At 54.0% G+C, this 18,487-nt stretch carries 13 protein-coding genes; 5 read left to right on the forward strand and 8 right to left on the reverse strand.

What is annotated here, in order from left to right:
* Positions 1-69 precede the first annotated feature (69 nt).
* A complete protein-coding gene (locus L0M99_RS06440; RefSeq protein WP_238128121.1) occupies positions 70-2,397 on the forward strand; it encodes a RelA/SpoT family protein in 2,328 nt (775 codons plus the stop codon).
* Here the strand turns inward: L0M99_RS06440 and L0M99_RS06445 are convergent.
* Together L0M99_RS06445 and L0M99_RS06450 are read right to left on the reverse strand one after the other, a co-directional pair.
* A complete protein-coding gene (locus L0M99_RS06445) occupies positions 2,341-2,973 on the reverse strand; it encodes a hypothetical protein (RefSeq protein ID WP_238128122.1) in 633 nt (210 codons plus the stop codon). The two genes, L0M99_RS06440 and L0M99_RS06445, sit on opposite strands and share 57 nt — an antisense overlap.
* 48 nt (positions 2,974-3,021) lie before the next feature.
* On the reverse strand, positions 3,022-3,777 hold the full coding sequence (locus L0M99_RS06450; RefSeq protein ID WP_238128123.1) for an MBL fold metallo-hydrolase: 756 nt from the start codon (positions 3,775-3,777) through the stop codon (positions 3,022-3,024).
* A 131-nt stretch (positions 3,778-3,908) separates the two neighbouring features.
* Here L0M99_RS06450 and L0M99_RS06455 point away from each other — a divergent pair, with 131 nt between their 5' ends.
* Both L0M99_RS06455 and L0M99_RS06460 read left to right on the forward strand, forming a co-directional pair.
* Entirely contained in the window at positions 3,909-5,249 is a 1,341-nt protein-coding gene (locus L0M99_RS06455) for a DUF349 domain-containing protein (RefSeq protein ID WP_238128124.1), read from the forward strand.
* A 28-nt stretch (positions 5,250-5,277) separates the two neighbouring features.
* Positions 5,278-6,657: a UTP--glucose-1-phosphate uridylyltransferase gene (locus tag L0M99_RS06460; RefSeq protein ID WP_238128125.1), complete on the forward strand. Its 1,380-nt coding sequence runs from the start codon at positions 5,278-5,280 to the stop codon at positions 6,655-6,657.
* Between the two features lie 123 nt (positions 6,658-6,780).
* On the opposite strand, the gene L0M99_RS06465 is transcribed toward L0M99_RS06460, so the two are convergent.
* Entirely contained in the window at positions 6,781-8,658 is a 1,878-nt protein-coding gene (locus tag L0M99_RS06465; RefSeq protein ID WP_024058905.1) for a DEAD/DEAH box helicase, read from the reverse strand.
* 165 nt (positions 8,659-8,823) lie between these two features.
* Here L0M99_RS06465 and aspS point away from each other — a divergent pair, with 165 nt between their 5' ends.
* Positions 8,824-10,608 (forward strand): aspartate--tRNA ligase, encoded by a 1,785-nt coding sequence (aspS, locus tag L0M99_RS06470; protein WP_024058904.1) that lies wholly within the window; start codon positions 8,824-8,826, stop codon positions 10,606-10,608.
* Positions 10,609-10,696: 88 nt separating this feature from the next.
* Here aspS and L0M99_RS06475 read toward each other — a convergent pair whose 3' ends face one another.
* The 3 genes from L0M99_RS06475 to proC all read right to left on the reverse strand — a co-directional run bounded on the left by L0M99_RS06475 (position 10,697) and on the right by proC (position 13,010).
* Positions 10,697-11,665 (reverse strand): bile acid:sodium symporter family protein, encoded by a 969-nt coding sequence (locus tag L0M99_RS06475; protein ID WP_238128126.1) that lies wholly within the window; start codon positions 11,663-11,665, stop codon positions 10,697-10,699.
* A 108-nt stretch (positions 11,666-11,773) separates the two neighbouring features.
* Positions 11,774-12,100: a YciI family protein gene (locus L0M99_RS06480; protein WP_238128127.1), complete on the reverse strand. Its 327-nt coding sequence runs from the start codon at positions 12,098-12,100 to the stop codon at positions 11,774-11,776.
* Positions 12,101-12,194: 94 nt separating this feature from the next.
* On the reverse strand, positions 12,195-13,010 hold the full coding sequence (proC, locus tag L0M99_RS06485) for a pyrroline-5-carboxylate reductase (RefSeq protein WP_024058901.1): 816 nt from the start codon (positions 13,008-13,010) through the stop codon (positions 12,195-12,197).
* A 278-nt stretch (positions 13,011-13,288) separates the two neighbouring features.
* Between proC and ileS the strand changes: the two genes are divergently transcribed.
* Entirely contained in the window at positions 13,289-16,558 is a 3,270-nt protein-coding gene (ileS, locus tag L0M99_RS06490; RefSeq protein WP_337954208.1) for an isoleucine--tRNA ligase, read from the forward strand.
* A 96-nt stretch (positions 16,559-16,654) separates the two neighbouring features.
* On the opposite strand, the gene L0M99_RS06495 is transcribed toward ileS, so the two are convergent.
* On the reverse strand, positions 16,655-17,434 hold the full coding sequence (locus tag L0M99_RS06495) for a DeoR/GlpR family DNA-binding transcription regulator (RefSeq protein WP_238128129.1): 780 nt from the start codon (positions 17,432-17,434) through the stop codon (positions 16,655-16,657).
* Positions 17,427-18,473 (reverse strand): NAD(P)H-dependent glycerol-3-phosphate dehydrogenase, encoded by a 1,047-nt coding sequence (locus tag L0M99_RS06500; protein WP_238128130.1) that lies wholly within the window; start codon positions 18,471-18,473, stop codon positions 17,427-17,429. Before L0M99_RS06500 ends, L0M99_RS06495 begins: the two co-directional genes overlap by 8 nt.
* Positions 18,474-18,487: the final 14 nt, after the last annotated feature.

Raw genomic sequence — 18,487 nt, forward strand, 5'->3', positions numbered from 1 at the left:
TTTCCCTTTTCATTGGCATATCTAACTGGCAAATTGGGGAAATGACTGGTGGGTCACTAAACTAGGTACATGAGTTCTATCACTCCCGATGAGGGCGCCAGCGCGGTTCCGTCCTCACGGGTGCGTGCTTCTTTGGCCTGGTTAACTGGGCGTTCAAAGAACATTGATCCCCATATTCAAGCCTTGGTGCGGGCGCTACGCGCCAATCATCCCAAAGCCGATATTTCCCTGATTGAACGCGCCTACCAGACGGCCTCGCGCTGCCATGAAGGACAGTTCCGTAAATCGGGGGAGCCATACATCACCCATCCGGTAGCGGTGGCTACTATCCTGGCAGAAATCGGGATGACCAGCACCACCTTGGCGGCGGCACTCCTGCATGACACGGTAGAGGACACCGACTATACCCTGGAGCAGCTGACTGCCGATTTTGGGGAAGAAATCGCCCTCCTGGTTGATGGGGTAACCAAACTCGACAAAGTTACCTACGGGCAGGCGGCGCAGTCCGAAACCGTACGCAAAATGATTATCTCCATGTCCCGTGATATTCGGGTACTGGTGATAAAACTGGGTGACCGCCTGCACAATGCCCGCACCTGGAAATATGTTTCCCCTAAATCGGCGCAAAACAAGGCGCGGGAAACCCTAGAGATTTTTGCCCCCCTCGCGCATCGCCTGGGGATGAACACCATCAAATGGGAGTTGGAAGATCTAGCCTTCAAAACCCTCTACCCCGATCTGTATGAAGAAATCGATAACCTGGTGCATGAACGCGCCCCGGAACGCGAAAAGTACCTGAGCGAAGTAATCGACAAGATCAAAGAAGACTTACGGGTAAATAAGATTGCAGGACAAGTAACTGGCCGCCCCAAACATCACTATTCCATCTATCAAAAGATGATTGTGCGCGGACGCGACTTTGACGATATTTATGACCTAGTCGGGGTGCGAGTACTGGTAGATACGGTGCGGGATTGCTATGCGGTTCTTGGGGAAATGCACGCCCGGTGGAACCCGATCCCAGGGCGTTTCAAAGACTATATTGCGATGCCCAAATTCAATCTTTATCAGTCGCTGCACACTACGGTGGTAGGCCCGGGCGGCAAACCGGTAGAAATCCAGATTCGTACCTGGGAGATGCATCGGCGCGCAGAATACGGAATCGCGGCTCATTGGCGCTATAAAGAAAATCCTAACGCTAAATCTGCCGGTGATTCCAAAGGGGTATTGGCTGATAGCGGGGAAATGGGGTGGCTGCGCCAATTGGTGGATTGGCAAAAGGAAACCCAAGACCCGGGTGAATTTTTAGATTCGCTGCGCTATGAAATGTCCGGTTCCCGGGTGTATGTGTTCACCCCGGCCGGGGAAGTTAAAGAGCTACCCGCTGGGGCGACACCGGTAGATTTTGCATACGCGGTACATACCGAGGTCGGCAATCGCACCGTGGGGGCGAAAGTTGGCGGCAAACTAGTGCCACTAGATACCAAATTGGAAAATGGGGATAGCGTCGAGGTACTAACTTCCCGCTCTCCTAACTCCGGGCCGTCCCGGGATTGGTTAAAGTTTGTGGCCAGTCCGCGCGCGCGCAACAAAATTAAGGCTTGGTTCTCGAAAGAACGTCGCGAAGAGGCTATCGAAGCCGGTCAAGGTCTTATTTCCTCCTATATGCGCAAGCAAAACCTGCCCTTGCAGCGCCTGATGAGTCACGATACTATGACCGCCCTTGCCTCCGGGATGGGTTATTCCGATATTTCTGCCCTCTATGCGGCTGTGGGTAGCCACCATGTTTCGCCAGCGCATGTAGTTGAAAAACTGATGGAAAGTGCCGGGGGAGAAGACGGCGCGGAAGAGACCCTGTCCGAGGCCGTGCTTCCCGAACTAGTCGAGGCGCGCCCCAGCGGCGGTAACGAAGGCACCGGGATCCAAGTAGAAGGGATGAAACAGGGAGAAATCTGGACGAAGATTGCCCGCTGCTGTAACCCCCTGCCAGGCGATAAAATCGTAGGGTTTGTGACTCGGGGACACGGGGTTTCCATCCATCGGGAGGAATGCTCCAACGCTCAAAACTTGATGGCGCATCCCGAGCGGGTGGTGCCAGTTTCTTGGGCGGAGCACCCAACCGCCAAGTTCCAGGTAGAGATTGAGATCCAGGCGCTTGATCGCGAGGGGCTAATTAATGATGTTACCCAGGTATTGGCGGATTATCGCGCTAATATTTTGGCGGCTGCAATGAATACTTCTTCGGATCGGGTAGCTACTTCCCGGTACACCTTTGAAGTGGCAGATTCTCGTTATTTGCACGCGATTTTGAATGATATCCAAAAGATCCCGGGGGTGTTTTTAGCAAAACGAACCACCGGTACTTTGCGGAAACAACCTGTTAGCCAAAGCCAATAGGAGGGCGCGGTTCCAACTATCCTTACCGGCCAGGTGGGGGTGTTGGTCACAGTAGCGCAGCGCAGCTGGCGGGCTAAGCAGATTAACTTTCCCTAGGCGCACAAAATCATTAGGGGAGTCCCGGCTCGCCCTAGCTGCTTGGCTCTTTACGCCGCCGCCTTCTCTGTTGCACCCGATTGCGTAGATTCCCTGTTGCTGCAGGCGCTGGTGCGAGGACGCATCTAGTTGGATCCAGTAGCGACAATCAGCTGCGCGCCGAGGACGGCGAAAACTCGCGATATAAATCGTCTGTGGCGGATGGGAGTTTCCTGCCCAGACCCAGGCGGCGGAGTGGGCCGACAGGAAACAGCCGCGAGGAAGTAGGGGAGCCAAAAATAGGGCACGCCCATAGATGGAAGCTAAAGTAACCGGCTCAGCCAGTAAATCAACTGCTCCGCAAGAGGTGCGAGTAAACCGACTGCCGCGCAGCAGCGAGGATCGCGCAGCCCCTTGCAGCGACTGGTTTCCCAAGGCATCAACCAGGATTGCTTCCATGGACTCAGCCTGAAGGACATCAGCAACCTGAAACAAAGCCACCAGTGTCTGGTAAGGAAAACGAAAACCTATGACGGCTGTGGAAAACTGTTATCCCTGGTATCTAGCTTGTGCCAAGAAGGGGTTGTGGGCTTTTTCCAACCCAAATACCGTTGCCGATCCGTGTCCGGGAAGTAGCAGGGTATCCGGATGAATCACATTTTGTAGGGTGCGCAAAGTATGGAGCATCTGCTGGGAATCACCGCCGGGCAGATCGGTGCGACCTACCGAGCCAGCAAAGATTACGTCTCCTGATAAAGCCAGCTGGCGAGGAGCCTGGTTTTCCTGTCCCGATTCGCTCAGCCACTGATCGTAAATAGCTTGCATTTCCTGCTTTGCATTGCCGGATAAGGTGTCGGCTTCGAAAAGAAATAGCGTAGATCCTTCCGTATGCCCGGGCGCTGGAACTGCCCGCATAAAAATTCCCGGCGCTAGTTCTGCCCCTTCGCTGGTGGCGATCCCTGGCAATACCTGCAAGTTTTCGGGTTCTTTCCAAGGGGGGAGCGATAGTTCGTGTTCGGTACGTTCGCGAGGATCCAGTTCTTCTGGGTGGAAACGGTACTCATCGGGAGCTGGAATATAGACCGGAGCCTTGCCCGCAATAGCGTGGGCATCCCAAATATGGTCAGCGTGTCCATGAGTACACAGTACCGCCGCCACGGTTACCTCTAGGCGCTGCAGCGAGGCTTGCAGCTGGTCCAAGGCGCCTGATCCAGGGTCTATAACCAAGGCTTCGCGACTGCCGGGAGCTAAGAGTAAATAGGGGTTTTCGCCATAGAAGGGTGCATAAAACTTTTCGATCCGCATAGGTTTATCTTAAAGGATGTGCGTCCTTGGTGGTTTAGTTGCTCTAGGGCATAATATGGTTAAGGAGCAATAAGCTCCGCGCGCAGGCGGCTAATCCTAGCCGTTAAAATAACTGATTTAAGGAAAAATTAGTGACTGAACAGCCCGATACCGCTCCGAAGCCCAAACCCGTACCCACCCCGGGGAAGATTCGCTTAGCGAAGGAGAACCTGCCGGTAAAGCCGGTAAAAACCCCTGATTTTTCTGCTGCCTTGCCTTTTGGGCGCGTTGATGACGAAGGACGTGTCTGGGTTAAAGACGGTGAAGCAGAACGCCAGATAGGCCAGTTCCCGGCAGAGGTTCCCGATAATCCTCTTAATATCTATGTGCGCCGTTACCTGGATATAGCCGCTCAAGTATCGCTGTTTGCCGAACGGCTTCCCCGACTAGCTGAACGCGAGATCGACCAGACCATGAAGTCACTGCGCGAACAGGTCAGCGAACCGGCTGCCGTGGGTGATCTGCCGGCACTGCGAGAAAAAGTTGCGCAGCTGCAAGAACAAGCCGATAAACGTAAGGAAGAGGCCGCCGCGCAGCGGGCTGAGGCGAAAGAAGAATCCCGTAAAAACCGCGAAAAAGTAGTAACGCGAGCCGAGGAAATCGCCGCGCAAGATTCTGCTCGCACTCAGTGGAAAAATTCCGGTAAAGAGCTCCGTGATCTGCTGGACGAGTGGAAACGCTTGCAGCATGCTGGCCCGCGGATTGATCGGGGCATAGAAGATGAACTCTGGAAACGCTTTGCTAGCGCCCGATCCACCTTTGATAAAAAGCGGCGCGCCTTCTTCACCGAGTTAGATGCCACCCAGGCGCAGGCCAAGGCCGCGAAAGAAAAACTAATCGCAGAGGCCGAAGCGCTCTCGGATTCTACTAACTGGGGGGAGACAGCTCGCGCCTACCGGGATTTGATGCAGCGTTGGAAGAGCGCGGGACGAGCTTCCCGCCGCGATGATGATGCCCTTTGGCAACGGTTCCACCGGGCGCAGCAAAAGTTCTTTGACGCTCGTAACGCCCAAAGCGAAGCTGTCAATGCTCTAGAAGGGGAGAACCTGGCGAAGAAAGAAGCTCTATTGGTAAAGGCGGAGGCCCTCAAAGAGCTCACCGACGTAGAAGAGATCAAATCTCGCCTGCGTCCCTTACAAGAGCAGTGGGACGAGATCGGCCATGTGCCGCGCGCCGATATCGATCGCGTGGAACGGCGAATGCGAGCCGTAGAGGATCACCTGCGCGACTTGGAAGAGGAAATCTGGCGTAAATCCAACCCAGAAACCAAGGCGCGCGCCGCAGGCATGGCGGGACAGCTTAAAGATCTTATCGACCAGATTAAGACAGAGATTGCCCAGGCAGAAGCTGACGGGGATACTAAAAAAGCGGCAGAGCTACAAGAATCCCTGAAAGCTCGGGAGGCTTGGCTAAAGCAAGTGGAGTCCTTTTAAAGGTAAAACGAAAATAAAGAGGTTTTAGATGAGCAAGGCAGGATTATCTCAGGCGAAACAAAAAATGGAGAAAGCCGGGGTTAGTCCGGCCGCAATCTCGGTTTTTTCTCACTACTACCAGGTGTTAGAGGGTGAACATACCGGTTTTATTCCCGAGGAAACGATTTCTCCGCTGACCAGCGTTGATCGTCTGGAAGATAATCAGGTCACCCCGCAGCAAGCACAGGAAGCTTTAGCTAAAACCGTGATGATCAAACTCAATGGGGGATTGGGTACCTCCATGGGAATGGATAAAGCTAAGTCTTTGTTACCGGTGCGCGAGGGGCTCACTTTTCTAGATATCATCTGCCAACAGGTAATGTCTGCACGGAAGGAATACGGGGTAAGCCTGCCGCTGATTTTCATGAATTCTTTCCGCACTCAAGCGGATACTTTGGCAGCTTTGCAACGCTACCCGGACATTGAAGTTGCTGGTTTACCGCTGGACTTTTTGCAAAATCAAGAACCGAAACTGCGAGCCGATGATTTGACCCCGGTTTCTTGGGAAAAAGATCCGTCCTTAGAGTGGTGTCCGCCTGGTCACGGAGATATCTACACTGCCCTGTATGGCTCCGGATTGCTAGATAAACTCATTGATGCGGGTTACCGCTATGCGATGACTTCTAACTCCGACAATTTGGGGGCTACCCCGAATGCGGAAATCGCGGGCTGGTTCGCGGCCAGTGGCGCCCCCTATGCAGCAGAGCTTTGCGTGCGTACTATTAATGATCGCAAAGGTGGACATTTAGCGATCCGTAAGGTAGATGGACAATTGATTTTGCGGGATACCGCCCAGACTCCGCCCGAGCAAATGGATTACTTTACCGATGAGCATCGCCATCCGTTCTTCCATACCAATAATCTGTGGTTTGACCTAGTGAAACTACGCGATGCCCTGGTAGAAAGAAACGCGGTATTGGGGCTGCCCCTGATCGCCAACCACAAGACGGTTGATCCTTCCGATCCGGACAGTCCAGCGGTCATTCAAATGGAAACCGCGATGGGGGCGGCGATCGCTTCCTTTAAGGGCGCAACCGCCATTTTGGTACCGCGCAGCCGCTTCCTCCCAGTTAAAACCACTAATGAACTAACTTTGTTGCGTTCTGATATTTACGATCTTGGCGAAGACTATCACCTGCGCAAAGTTAATGAACAAGAAGTAGCAGTGGATTTGGATTCCCACTACTTTAAGAAGATCTCTGATTTCGAGGCGCGCTTCCCGGAGGGGGTGCCCTCCCTGCGGCAGGCTACCGGTTTTAAGGTAACCGGCCCCTTTACTTTTGGTAAAGACGTAAAAGTCAAGGGACAGGTTAACCTGGAAACCCAGGAAGAAGAACAGGTGGCTGCGGGCAGCTGCCTGGCTGGATAAGCCTAAAGTCTCCAGGTATAGTCCAGTCTTTTAGGATCGGCGAGCCGAAACCTGCTGCGTCCTCGAGAGTACCGAGCCGGTAGCGCGGCTTAACCAGGACTATGCTTTTAAAACCGGCAGGGTCTAACCGCGACGCTTCCGCTTAAAGTCGCGTTTTTTCCCGTGCTTTTTACCGTTATGTTTACCCGGGCCTTCGTCCTCACGCATCCGGAGGGTGCGCCCCGAGACTCGGGCTTTGGCAATCTTACGGATAGTTTCGGGGGAGAGGGGACGCGCCATCTCTACTAGCGAGAAACTCTGCAAAATATCGATATGCCCCACGTCACCGCCTTTTAGGCCACCTTCTCCGGTGATTGCCCCCACAATAGCTCCGGGTTTTACCCGATCTCGGCGCCCTACCTCCACTCGATAGCGCCGAGAAGAACTAGAGGAGAAGTGGCGGCGGGCAGCTCCCTTTCCGCGGGCGCTATTGCCTGCTTCTTTTTCGCGGCCTTCTTCGAAACTGGCGGAGATGAAGCGCCCTAATTCGTCTACCTTTTCTTCCCGGCGAACCCGGAATTCTAGTTTGCGTTTCTTTGGTCCAAAATCTCCGCTCGCTAAGGCCAGGAGGGCGGCCGCGGCATCCCCAATATCCATACCTTTTGCCACTACTAGATCTTGGATAGCGTCGTAGTAGACTTCCATTTCCCCTTTTTGAAGGCGCCGGCTAATCTGTTCAGTCATCCGATTCGCTCGGGCCTGCGCTACTTGGTCGGGAGAAGGAATAAATACTTCGGTCATTTTTTCGCCGGTCAGTTTTTCAATTACGCGTTTGCGTGGGCGCTCCCGCGGGGTAAAGAAGGTGAGGGAGGTACCTTCCCGTCCAGCTCTTCCGGTGCGGCCAATGCGATGCACATAGGCTTCGGCTTCGCGCGGTACGTCATAGTTGACTACTAATCCGATGCGTTCCACATCCAGGCCGCGCGCAGCTACATCGGTGGCCACCAATACATCTAAGGTGCCTTCGCGCAGGCGCGATACAATCCGTTCGCGTTCTGCTTGGGCTACATCTCCGCTGATAGCGGCCGCTAAGAATCCGGCGTTTTGCAGTTCTGTCCCCACCTGTTCGGCGTCGATCCTGGTACGCACAAACACGATGGAAGCCTCGGCCTCACTGAGGGCTAAAACGCGGCATAAAGCCTCGGATTTGAATTTGAAAGGCACTACCGCATAGGTCTGATTTACCGTTTCTACGGTGGACGATTGCGGCGCGATCGAAATTTCTACCGGATCGGATAGGTGACGCTCCGCGATCCGTTTGATGGCGGGAGGCATAGTGGCAGAAAAGAGGGCGCGAATGGCATCCCGGTTAGCGCCGCTAGCGATTTGGTCCACGTCCTCGGAAAATCCCATGCGCAGCATCTCGTCTGCTTCATCTAGGACGAAGAATTTGAGCGCCGATAAGTCTAGTTCCCCGCGCTCCATTAAATCTATAATCCGCCCCGGAGTGCCGACTACGATTTGTGCCCCGTCACGCAAAGCCGAAATCTGTGGGCCGTAGGAGGCGCCCCCATAAACCGGCACTATTTTCAGTTTTAACCCGCGCGCAAAGTCAGTGAGAGCGTTAGCGGACTGGGCTGCCAGCTCCCTGGTAGGAGCCAGAATTAAGGCCTGTACCTGCGGGGTTTTATCGCAGGCCGTCAAAATCGGCAGGCCGAACGCGGCAGTTTTCCCGGTTCCAGTTTGCGCAATCCCGACTACGTCTCGCCCGGCCATCAAGGGGGGAATGCCTTGCCGCTGTATCGGGGTGGGCTCGGTAAATCCCATATCTGCTAAGGTGCCTAAAATAATTTCCGGCAACCCTAAGTCGGAAAAGAAGGAGGCGTCTTTGGAAGACGCCTGTTCATCGGCGGGATCTGTCTGCATACTTTCGTTGCTACCTTCTAGGTCTAGTTCCCCAGTTTCCAGATCGGTTTGGGATTCAAAAGAGGACGCACTTACCCCTGCGGCTATTTCGCTCATTTTTATGCCTGTCTGCTTAAATGTTATTCGCTTCAACGTTACCGGAGGTAGCAGGCAAGTGAACAAATCCCAGCCAGTGAAACGCGACACCAACCCCGGCGGGAAATCCCTCCCACTGGCTCGGGAGGCTAAACTATTAACAGTTAGATGAGGAAAGGAATAGCATTGCTCAGAACGCATGACGCGGGAAGTCTAAACCGCGACCTGGTGGGACAAACAGTAGAACTTGCGGGTTGGCTGGATCGCCGCCGTGATCATGGGGGAGTCTGCTTCATTGATTTACGGGACGCTTCCGGGGTGGCGCAGGTAGTTATTCATGACGAGAAAATCGCTCATGAGCTGCGCAGCGAATATGTTCTGCGGATTAAAGGCGAGGTACATCCCCGCCCGGAGGGTAACGAGAATCCGGAGCTGCCCACTGGCGAAATCGAGGTTTACGCCGATGAAGTTGAGGTATTGAACCCGGCGGCGGCGCTACCTTTCCAGGTTTCAGTACATGCGGAGGATTCTGGGAAAGTTGGTGAGGACGCCCGCCTGAAATACCGCTACCTGGATTTGCGTCGCCCCGAGATGCAAAAGCGTTTGCGTCTGCGCTCGCAGGTTTCTAAAGTCACTCGCGATACTTTAGATTCTCTAGGTTTCGTAGAAATTGAAACCCCGACTTTGACTCGCTCTACTCCCGAGGGCGCGCGGGACTTTTTGGTTCCAGCTCGCCTCGCCCCGGGCTCATGGTATGCCTTGCCGCAGTCTCCCCAGCTGTTTAAGCAGCTTTTGATGGTGGCGGGAATGGAACGCTACTATCAGATTGCCCGCTGCTACCGCGACGAAGACTTCCGCGCTGATCGCCAGCCAGAGTTTACCCAGCTGGACGTGGAAATGAGCTTTGTTAAGCAAGAGGACGTTATCGAAGTCGCTGAACAGGTACTGACCAACATCTTCAAACTGATTGATGTCAATATCGAAACCCCGATTCCCCATATGACCTACGCTGATGCGATGGCGCGGTTCGGTACTGATAAACCGGATTTGCGTTTTGGTCTGGAACTTACTGACTTGACCGAATACTTCAAAGACACCCCCTTTAGGGTGTTTGCCAATGCCGAATATGTGGGCGCAGTGGTGATGCCGGGTGGTGCCTCCCAACCGCGGCGGACTTTCGATAAATGGCAAGATTGGGCGCGTTCGCGCGGCGGTAAAGGACTGGCCTACGTAAAGGTAGAAGAAGATGGCACCCTTTCGGGACCGGTAGCCAAGAACCTGACTGACACGGAACGGGAAGGACTAGCTGAGGCAACCGGGGCTAAACCGGGGGACTGTATTTTCTTTGGTGCCGGCAAGATTGATGAAGCCCGCGCCCTGCTGGGGGCAGCGCGCCTAGAAATCGGTGCCCGCTGCAACCTCTTAGACCCGAATGAATGGAAGTTCGTTTGGGTGGTTGACGCTCCACTGTTCAAGCCTTCCGCGGCCGCAAAAGCGGAAGGAGACGTGGCACTGGGCGCTTCTGCCTGGACAGCAGTGCACCACGCTTTTACTTCTCCTAAACCGGAATGGCTTGACCACTTCGAGGAAGACCCAGGGAACGCCCTGGCCTACGCGTACGATATTGTGCTTAACGGTAACGAAATCGGGGGCGGTTCTATCCGTATCCATCGCCGCGACGTACAGGAACGTATTTTCAAGGTGATGGGGTTGTCGCCGGAGGCCGCCCAAGAAAAGTTTGGGTTCTTGCTGAACGCCTTCAAATATGGCGCTCCTCCCCACGGCGGAATCGCTTTCGGTTGGGATCGGATCGTCGCTTTGATGACCCACGCGGATTCGATTCGCGACGTGATTGCCTTCCCCAAGTCCGGGGGTGGCTACGATCCGCTAACCGATGCTCCGGCACCAATTACGCCCGAACAGCGTAAAGAGAGTGGGGTTGACTTCGTTCCGGAGGACGAAGAGGACTAAACGCGATTAAAATTGTATTGCCGTCCCTACCTGGTTTCGACCTGGTAGGGACGGTTTAGTTTATATCTTCCCGGACTTGCAGCTTAGATTAGGCGGGTTTAGCAGCTAGGCGACGCGCCAAAACTGCGCACACCAGTAACTGGAATTGGTGAAATACAATCACCGGGATAGTCACTGCCGCTACGGTAGCGGGCGGGAAAATGATGGCGGCCATGGGCAGGCCGGTAGCCAGGGATTTCTTGGATCCGCACATTAGTAGCACGATCTGGTCGCGACGCTCTAAGGACAGCCAGCGTCCCAGGTTCCAGGTGAGGGTGAGCATAATCGTCAGCACCACCAGGCATTGCGCTAGCAATAATCCCACTTGGAGAGCCGAGATTTTTTGCCAAAGGCCGGCGGCAGTGGCTCCGCAAACAGAGGAGGCTACGATCGCCAAAATGGTGCCGTTATCCGTGGCTTTGGTAAGCGCGCGATGCTGATTTAGCCACTTACCGATATAGCGGTGCACTAGCTGCCCTAAAACAAAAGGCAGTAATAGTTGCAACAGCACATTTACTACCCGGGCGGCCTCGATTCCACTGGATCTACCCATCACCATGAACACTAGGGCGGGGGTGAGAATAATGCCGGCGATATTAGAAATGGTGGCAGAACAAATAGCGCCTGCGATATTTCCGCCGGCAATAGAGGTAAAGGTTACCGAGGACTGCACCGTGGAGGGGAGCAGAGTTAAGTAGAGGGTTCCTAGGGCGAAAACTGGTCCCAAGAGTTTTAGATCCAGCGGGTGCATTACCATCCCCAGCAAGGGAAAAAGCATGAAGGTGGAAATCGCAACTGCGCCTTGCAGGCGCCAGTTCTTTAATCCTTCCCAGATTTCTTTAGTAGAAAGGCGCGCTCCGTAGAGAAAAAACAGCAAAACGATTAAGACGTTTCCCAAATATCCCAGGCCGCTAACCACCACCGCAGGTACGGGAATCAGAATCCCGAGCACCAAAATAACCAGGATGGAAAGGATAAAGGGATCTAGGAACCTGCTGAACCGTTGCCTTGCGCTCACAAAACCAAGATACCGGGGAGAGCGCTGGTGGTCTAACCTACCTCAAAGGTTGAGGGTTTCGCCTGATAGTCAGACAATAATGTCAAGAGCAGTCGGTCTTGAATGGGGCTAGCAATCGGCGAAAGTGCCGACTGCTGGGAACCAGTCCCGCACCGTGATGTTTCGTACCATCCCTGCCTGCACATAAGGGTCGTCTTCTAAAATCTGTTTAGCTTCTTCTGCGTCGCGAGCTAGCATAATGGTCAGCGATCCCTGATCCTGTGAGCTGGTGGTTCTGCCGGTAGAAAGTACCATACCCAGGCTATTTAGTCGGTGCATAAAGGCGCGATGATCGGCGCGAACCTCGTTTTTAAGTCCCACAAGCTTGGGGTCATAGTCGTAGAGGACTATGTAAAGACTCATTCCCTGATTATCTTCATGTCCTGGAGTGGTCATCGTTACCTCCCTATTGCGCCATGGTATCTGAAAGTAGCCTTTAAATACCCACTGCTTCTATTTTACCCCAGGTTATACCTGAAAGTGCGGATTGTTAGGACGCCGATAGTTCTTGATCCCGGGCTACCGCCGCATTTACCGCGGTTCGGGCAGCTGCCGAAAAACCGGCATCTTCCATGGCTAATAGGCCAGCTACGGTGGTGCCCGCCGGGGAGCACACCTGATCCACTAACGCCTGGGGGTTTAAACCTTGGGGCAGATTTTCGAGGACGTTTTGTGCTGAACCAGCTACTGCTTGTGCCACTATCCGGGTGGCTTCCTCTTTCTTAAAACCGTGGGCGACCCCAGCCTGTGCGAGGGCATCAATGAAACGGTAGATCCAGGCAGGCGAACACCCGGCAAGGGCGGCAAAGGCAGCAAAATGATCTTCCGGTACCAACGCAGTTTTACCAATAGCATCAAACATGGCGCGGACTTCCGCTAGGGCTTCGTCGCTAACGTACTGGTTGGCAGCAATCCCAGACATGGACTGGTTGATTTGGGCATTCACATTTGGCATTATCCGCACAAGCGGGGTTTGTGCCGGTAGATGCGCTTCGATGGCAGCTAGCGGTTTCCCGGCAGCCACCGAGATCACTACCGGTTTTGCCGCGAGGGCGTCGCCTAAGTCATCAAGCAGAGGGGCGATCATATAGGGCTTTACCCCCAACAGTAGGTATTTTGCCTGCCTAGCTACGGTAGCGGCATCCGGGGCTATGGGGAGGGAAAATTCTTCCTCGAGGGAGCGCAGGCGTTCTCGGGTACGGTTGAAAGCTAAAATCTCTGCTGCCTGCATCTTCCCGGAGGAGAGCAGTCCGCGCACGATCGCGCCTCCCATAGCGCCAACCCCGATAACCCCTAACTTCGCCATGCGTCCTCCAAAAAGTGATTTTTAATAACTGTTCTTATCCTAGCGCGGACAAAATTTAAAGAAATACCTAAACGGGTTATGCTGTGGGAAGTGGCGTTGATCCGGCTATCACCGAGGAGCCTCTGGAAGAACCCTGGGTGCAGGCAGTAGAACCAGACGGGTAAGCCCGTAATAGCAGTTAATGAGGCCCAGACTTTTGGGTGAAGCGGGGTGGTACCGCGGGGCTGGAAAGCCTTCGTCCCGGCACTGGCAGTAACGGCTCGAAATAGGTGAGGTTTATCGTGGGCTACTATCCGCGGCATAAAGATGGCGATGTTTCCGCCAATCCGTCTTTCCCCCAGCTAGAGGAACAGACTCTGAAATATTGGAAGCAGAACGACATTTTCCGCAAGTCAATTGCCCAAAGAGAGGCCGGAGACGCGGGAGCTAACGAGTTCGTGTTCTATGACGGCCCGCCTTTTGCTAATGGCTTGCCCCACTATGGGCATTTGCTGACTGGATACGTAAAAGACGTGGTGGGACGCTACCAGACTATGCAAGGGCACCGGGTGGAGCGGCGTTTTGGTTGGGACACTCATGGGTTGCCGGCCGAGTTAGAAGCAGAACGCATCTTGGAGATTGAAGACAAATCTGAGATCGAAGGCCCTGCCGGTATCGGGATTGAAAAGTTTAACCAGACTTGCCGCGAATCGGTGCTGCGTTACACCAAAGAGTGGGAAGAATACGTTACCCGCCAGGCACGCTGGGTAGATTTCGATAACGACTACAAGACTCTTGATGTTAACTATATGGAGTCGGTGATCTGGGCGTTCAAGCAGCTCTACGATAAGGGCTTGGCTTACGAGGGTTTCCGGGTATTGCCCTACTGCTGGAACGACCAGACTCCACTGTCGAACCACGAACTCAAAATGGATGACGATATTTATCAGGATCGTCAAGACAATACCGTGACTGTGGGGTTGCGCGTAGAAACCGGAGAGCTGGCGCTGGTTTGGACCACTACCCCTTGGACGCTGCCCTCTAACTTGGCAATCGCAGTCGGTCCCGAGATTACCTATGTAACCGTGCAAGTAGACCCAGATTTAGAGTCGCCGGTTGCCGGAGAACAAGTTATTATCGCGCGTGACCTGCTTCCTGCCTACGTCAAAGAACTGGGCGAAGATCCCCAAATCGTGGCTGAATACCCCGGATCTGAGCTGGTGGGACGCTCCTATGAACCGATTTTTGATTACTTTAAAGACCAGCTGGGCGAGGGGGAAACCCCCGGAGCTAAGGCCTATCACGTGCTGGCGGCAGACTTTGTAACCACTACTGACGGCACCGGTCTGGTGCACCAGGCTCCCTACGGCGAGGACGATATGATCCTGCTAACCGCTAATGGGATTAACGCCGTGACCCCGGTAGATGACGCCGGGCTGTTCACTGCGGAGGTTCGCGACTATCAGGGCATGCAGATTTTTGACGCCAATAAACAGATTATCCGCGACTTCCGGCTCGGTAACGAGGATGACCAAGGCCCCTTGGCGCGTACCCCGAAAGAAAAACGGGCAGTGCTGGTGCGCCAACAGTCCTTTGTCCACTCTTATCCGCACTGTTGGCGTTGCCGCAAACCCCTAATCTATAAGCCGGTTTCCTCGTGGTTCGTAAAAGTTACTGACTTTCGTGACCGGATGGTGGAACTAAACCAGCAGATCGACTGGGTACCTGAACATATCAAGGATGGGCAGTTCGGTAAATGGCTCGAGGGCGCCCGCGACTGGTCGATTTCGCGTAACCGTTTCTGGGGTAGCCCCATTCCGGTATGGAAATCTGATGACCCTACCTATCCGCGCGTAGATGTTTATGGTTCGCTCGCGGAACTAGAAGCAGATTTCGGGGTAGAAGTTAAAGATCTGCACCGGCCATTCATTGATACTTTGGTGCGTCCTAACCCGGATGATCCCACCGGTAAATCTATGATGCGGCGGATCCCGGACGTGTTGGACTGTTGGTTTGATTCCGGATCTATGCCCTATGCGCAGGTGCATTACCCCTTCGAGAATCAGCAATGGTTCGAGGATCACTATCCCGGTGATTTCATCGTGGAATATATCGGGCAGACCCGCGGCTGGTTCTATCTGCTGCACGTGCTGGCCACGGCGCTGTTTGATCGTCCGGCTTTCACTTCCTGTGTTTCTCACGGGATTGTGCTGGGCGATGATGGCCGTAAAATGTCGAAGTCGCTGCGTAACTACCCGGACGTGAACGAAGTGTTCGACACTTACGGTTCGGATGCGATGCGTTGGTTCCTAATGTCCTCCCCGGTGGTGCGGGGCGGAAACCTGGTGGTAAAGAGCGAGGGGATTCGCGACACCGTTCGCCACGTGATTTTGCCGCTCTGGAATATCTATTATTTCTTCGCCCTCTATGCTGGTTCTTGTAATAAAGGTGCCGGTTACCAGGCGAAAGCGCTGGATCTAACGGATGAAAAGACCCTAGAGCAGCTAGGAGTAATGGATCGCTACCTCTTGGCACGTACCCGTAACCTGGCGCAAAATGTTAAAGAGCTGCTGGACAGCTACGATATTCCGGGGGCTTGCGAGGCAGTTAGTGAGCATCTGGATTTGATGACTAACTGGTATGTGCGTACCTCTCGTGATCGTTTCTGGAATGAGGAGGCCGCCGCTTACGATACGCTTTACACCTGCCTAGAAGTCTTGATGCGAGTGATGGCACCGCTGGCTCCGCTAGTGAGTGAAGAAATCTGGCGGGGACTGACCGGGGGAGAATCGGTACATCTGTGCGACTATCCGGTAATCCCGGATACAGTGGATGATGCGGCTTTGGTATCGGCTATGGATATGGTACGCGAAGTGGTTTCGGCGGCGCATTCGCTACGTAAAACCCATGGTTTGCGGGTACGTCAACCGTTGCAGTCCCTAACGGTTGTGGATGATGGTAGCCAACAACTGGCGGACTTTTCCGATTTGATCGCCGGGGAAGTCAACGTGAAGCAGGTGGTGTTGCAGGTTTCTAGTGAATCGGGTTTGCAATTGCAACGGCAGTTGAAACTGAATCCGAAAGCCTTCGCCCCCGAGATTCGCAAAGCCACTTCCCAACTATTTAAGGCGCAAAAAACTGGCCAGTGGCGCGAAGAGGGAGAAACAGTAGTTTTCCCCGAGGTGCTAGTTGATGGTGAGTCGGTTGTCTTAAGCGGAGACCAGTTTTCGCTGTCTACCACGGTAGAGGTAGAAGATGGCCAGGTGGCTACGGTGCTAGGTGATGGGGCAGTGGTGGTACTCGATACCGAGATTACCCCCGAGTTGGAAGCCGAAGGCTATGCTCGCGACTTGGTTCGCTCGATTCAAGATGAGCGTAAATCTCAGGATTTACATGTTTCTGACCGTATCGAGTTAGTACTGGAAGTTCCCGCAGACCAAGTCCAAAGCGCCCAGGCTCATGTGCAGATGATCGCCCATGAAGTCTTGGCCACGGAGCTTAAGGTTCAGGCCGGCGCGGATGATGCGGTGAAGATTAACATCACCGCGGTGCATCCGGTAACGGAATAAATGGATATGAACCTTAAATAAAGAGTTTGTTTATTAGATCGGTTTCCGCCGGCAACTACCAGTTGCCGGCGGAAACTTTTCGATAGGCAATGCGGATTATTCTGCGACTAACACCTCTAGTCCGCTATCTTTAAGTTCGGTGTGCGCCCAATCCGGGGTATCTCTGTCGACAATCGCAGCATCGAAGTCACTGAGGGGACCTACTTTAAATAGGGCAGACCGGCGGAACTTTGAAGCATCTGCCACCAGAATTTTCCGCCGCGAAGCGGCCAGGAGGGTGCGTTTAAATTTGGTTACCTGTTGATCGGGGTGGAAACAATAGCCATGATTAATCGCGGTGGCTGACATGATGCACAGATCAATGTTTAACTGGCTGACGGCGAGCTCAGTTAAATCCCCGAAATAAGAATCCGCCCACGCCTCATAGGTGCCTCCCAGCAAGATTAGGCGTACCCCCTTTTGCTGTCGCACCCGTTGCGCCAGGAACTCGGCATTAGTAATCACAGTCAGCGGAGCTAGGGACTCCAGATTCTCTACTAGCGGAAGATTGGTTGAGGAATCATCTAGCGCCACCGACATCCCGCTGCGCAAAAACTGTCTAGATAAGCGGGAAATCTCGTTCTTGGTAGCCGCGTTGGTTGCGATTCTTAGACGTGCCGAGGCCTCGATAAGCGAAGATTCGGCGGCAGTTATTTCTTTACGGTTTAGCTGCACTAAATCGCTTTTTTCTAGCTCTGCAATATCGCGGTAGACCGTCATTTCCGACACGCCCAGCTTGGCGGCCAGCTCTTCTACCCGCACCGAACCACCTCGCGCCACCTGCTGTAAAATCAGCTGCTGACGCGAGGCGGGAGTGGCTTTAGTACTCTCAGACACGAGGTAGCACCGCTTTAGCTACTACGTCCTTAACCGCCAGATCTTCCGATTCCAAAATCTGGTTAACCGCTGCCAGTAGCGGCAGTTGATCTTTGATTTCTCTAGCGTGTTGCTCCACGAACTTGGCGGCCAAAGCGGCAGCCGGTACCCCTTCGACGGTTTGCTCCAGGCGATCCATTTCCGCGAGTGCCTCTTTCGGGTTTTCGCCTCGTCCTAGTCGCACACCGTAGACTTTGTTACGCCCCGACAGGCCGGTAACTTCCAGGTCGCCGACTCCGGGCAAACCGAAAGCGGTTTCCATCTTGGCGCCTTGCGATTGTCCCAGCAGCGACATTTCTTTGACGGCCTGGGTGAAAGTGGCGGCTTTCAGGTTGTGGTGGGGGATACCGGTAGCTTCTTCTAGACCGTCGGCTATCCCCAGGGCGATCGCATACACGTTCTTCATCGGCGCGCAAATCTCGACTCCGACTTCATCATCACTGTATTCGATAGCGTAGTTTTCGGTGCAGGCTTCGGTGGCATATTTCTTGGCTACCGCCAGATCCTTACAACCAAAGATAGTGGCAGTGGGCTTGCGTCCGGCACATTCATTGGCTTTAACCGGCCCGGCAATCGCTACGATCGGGGGCAAGTTTTCGTAGCCATTTTCTTTCCCTATCCGGCGAATAGCAGTCGGTAGCTGTTCGATAATCCCATTTTCATCGGGGCAGAACCCTTTAGAAGTCAACCAGATGGCATCGGCCTTGGACATTCCCTCCAGTGCCATTTCGGTAATCTTGGGGACTCCGACGGAGGCCACTGACATGACTACCACGTTCGCGCCTTCCAGGGCTTCTGCGAGCTGGTCGCTACGATAGGTTTTGACTCCTTTAGCCAGGGGTTCCTTGGTGCGCGGATGGGGTTTTCCGGCCTCGACTGCATCCAGTAGATGATCGTCTAGCCAAGTTCCCCACAGGCGCACCTCCCAGCCCGCATCGGCAACTGGTGTACACAGGGCAGAGCCCATAGCGCCCGCGCCTAGAACAGTAATAACCCTCATTTTTTCTCTTTTCT

The organism is Varibaculum cambriense, from assembly GCF_022133705.1.
Lineage (GTDB): Bacteria > Actinomycetota > Actinomycetes > Actinomycetales > Actinomycetaceae > Varibaculum > Varibaculum cambriense_A.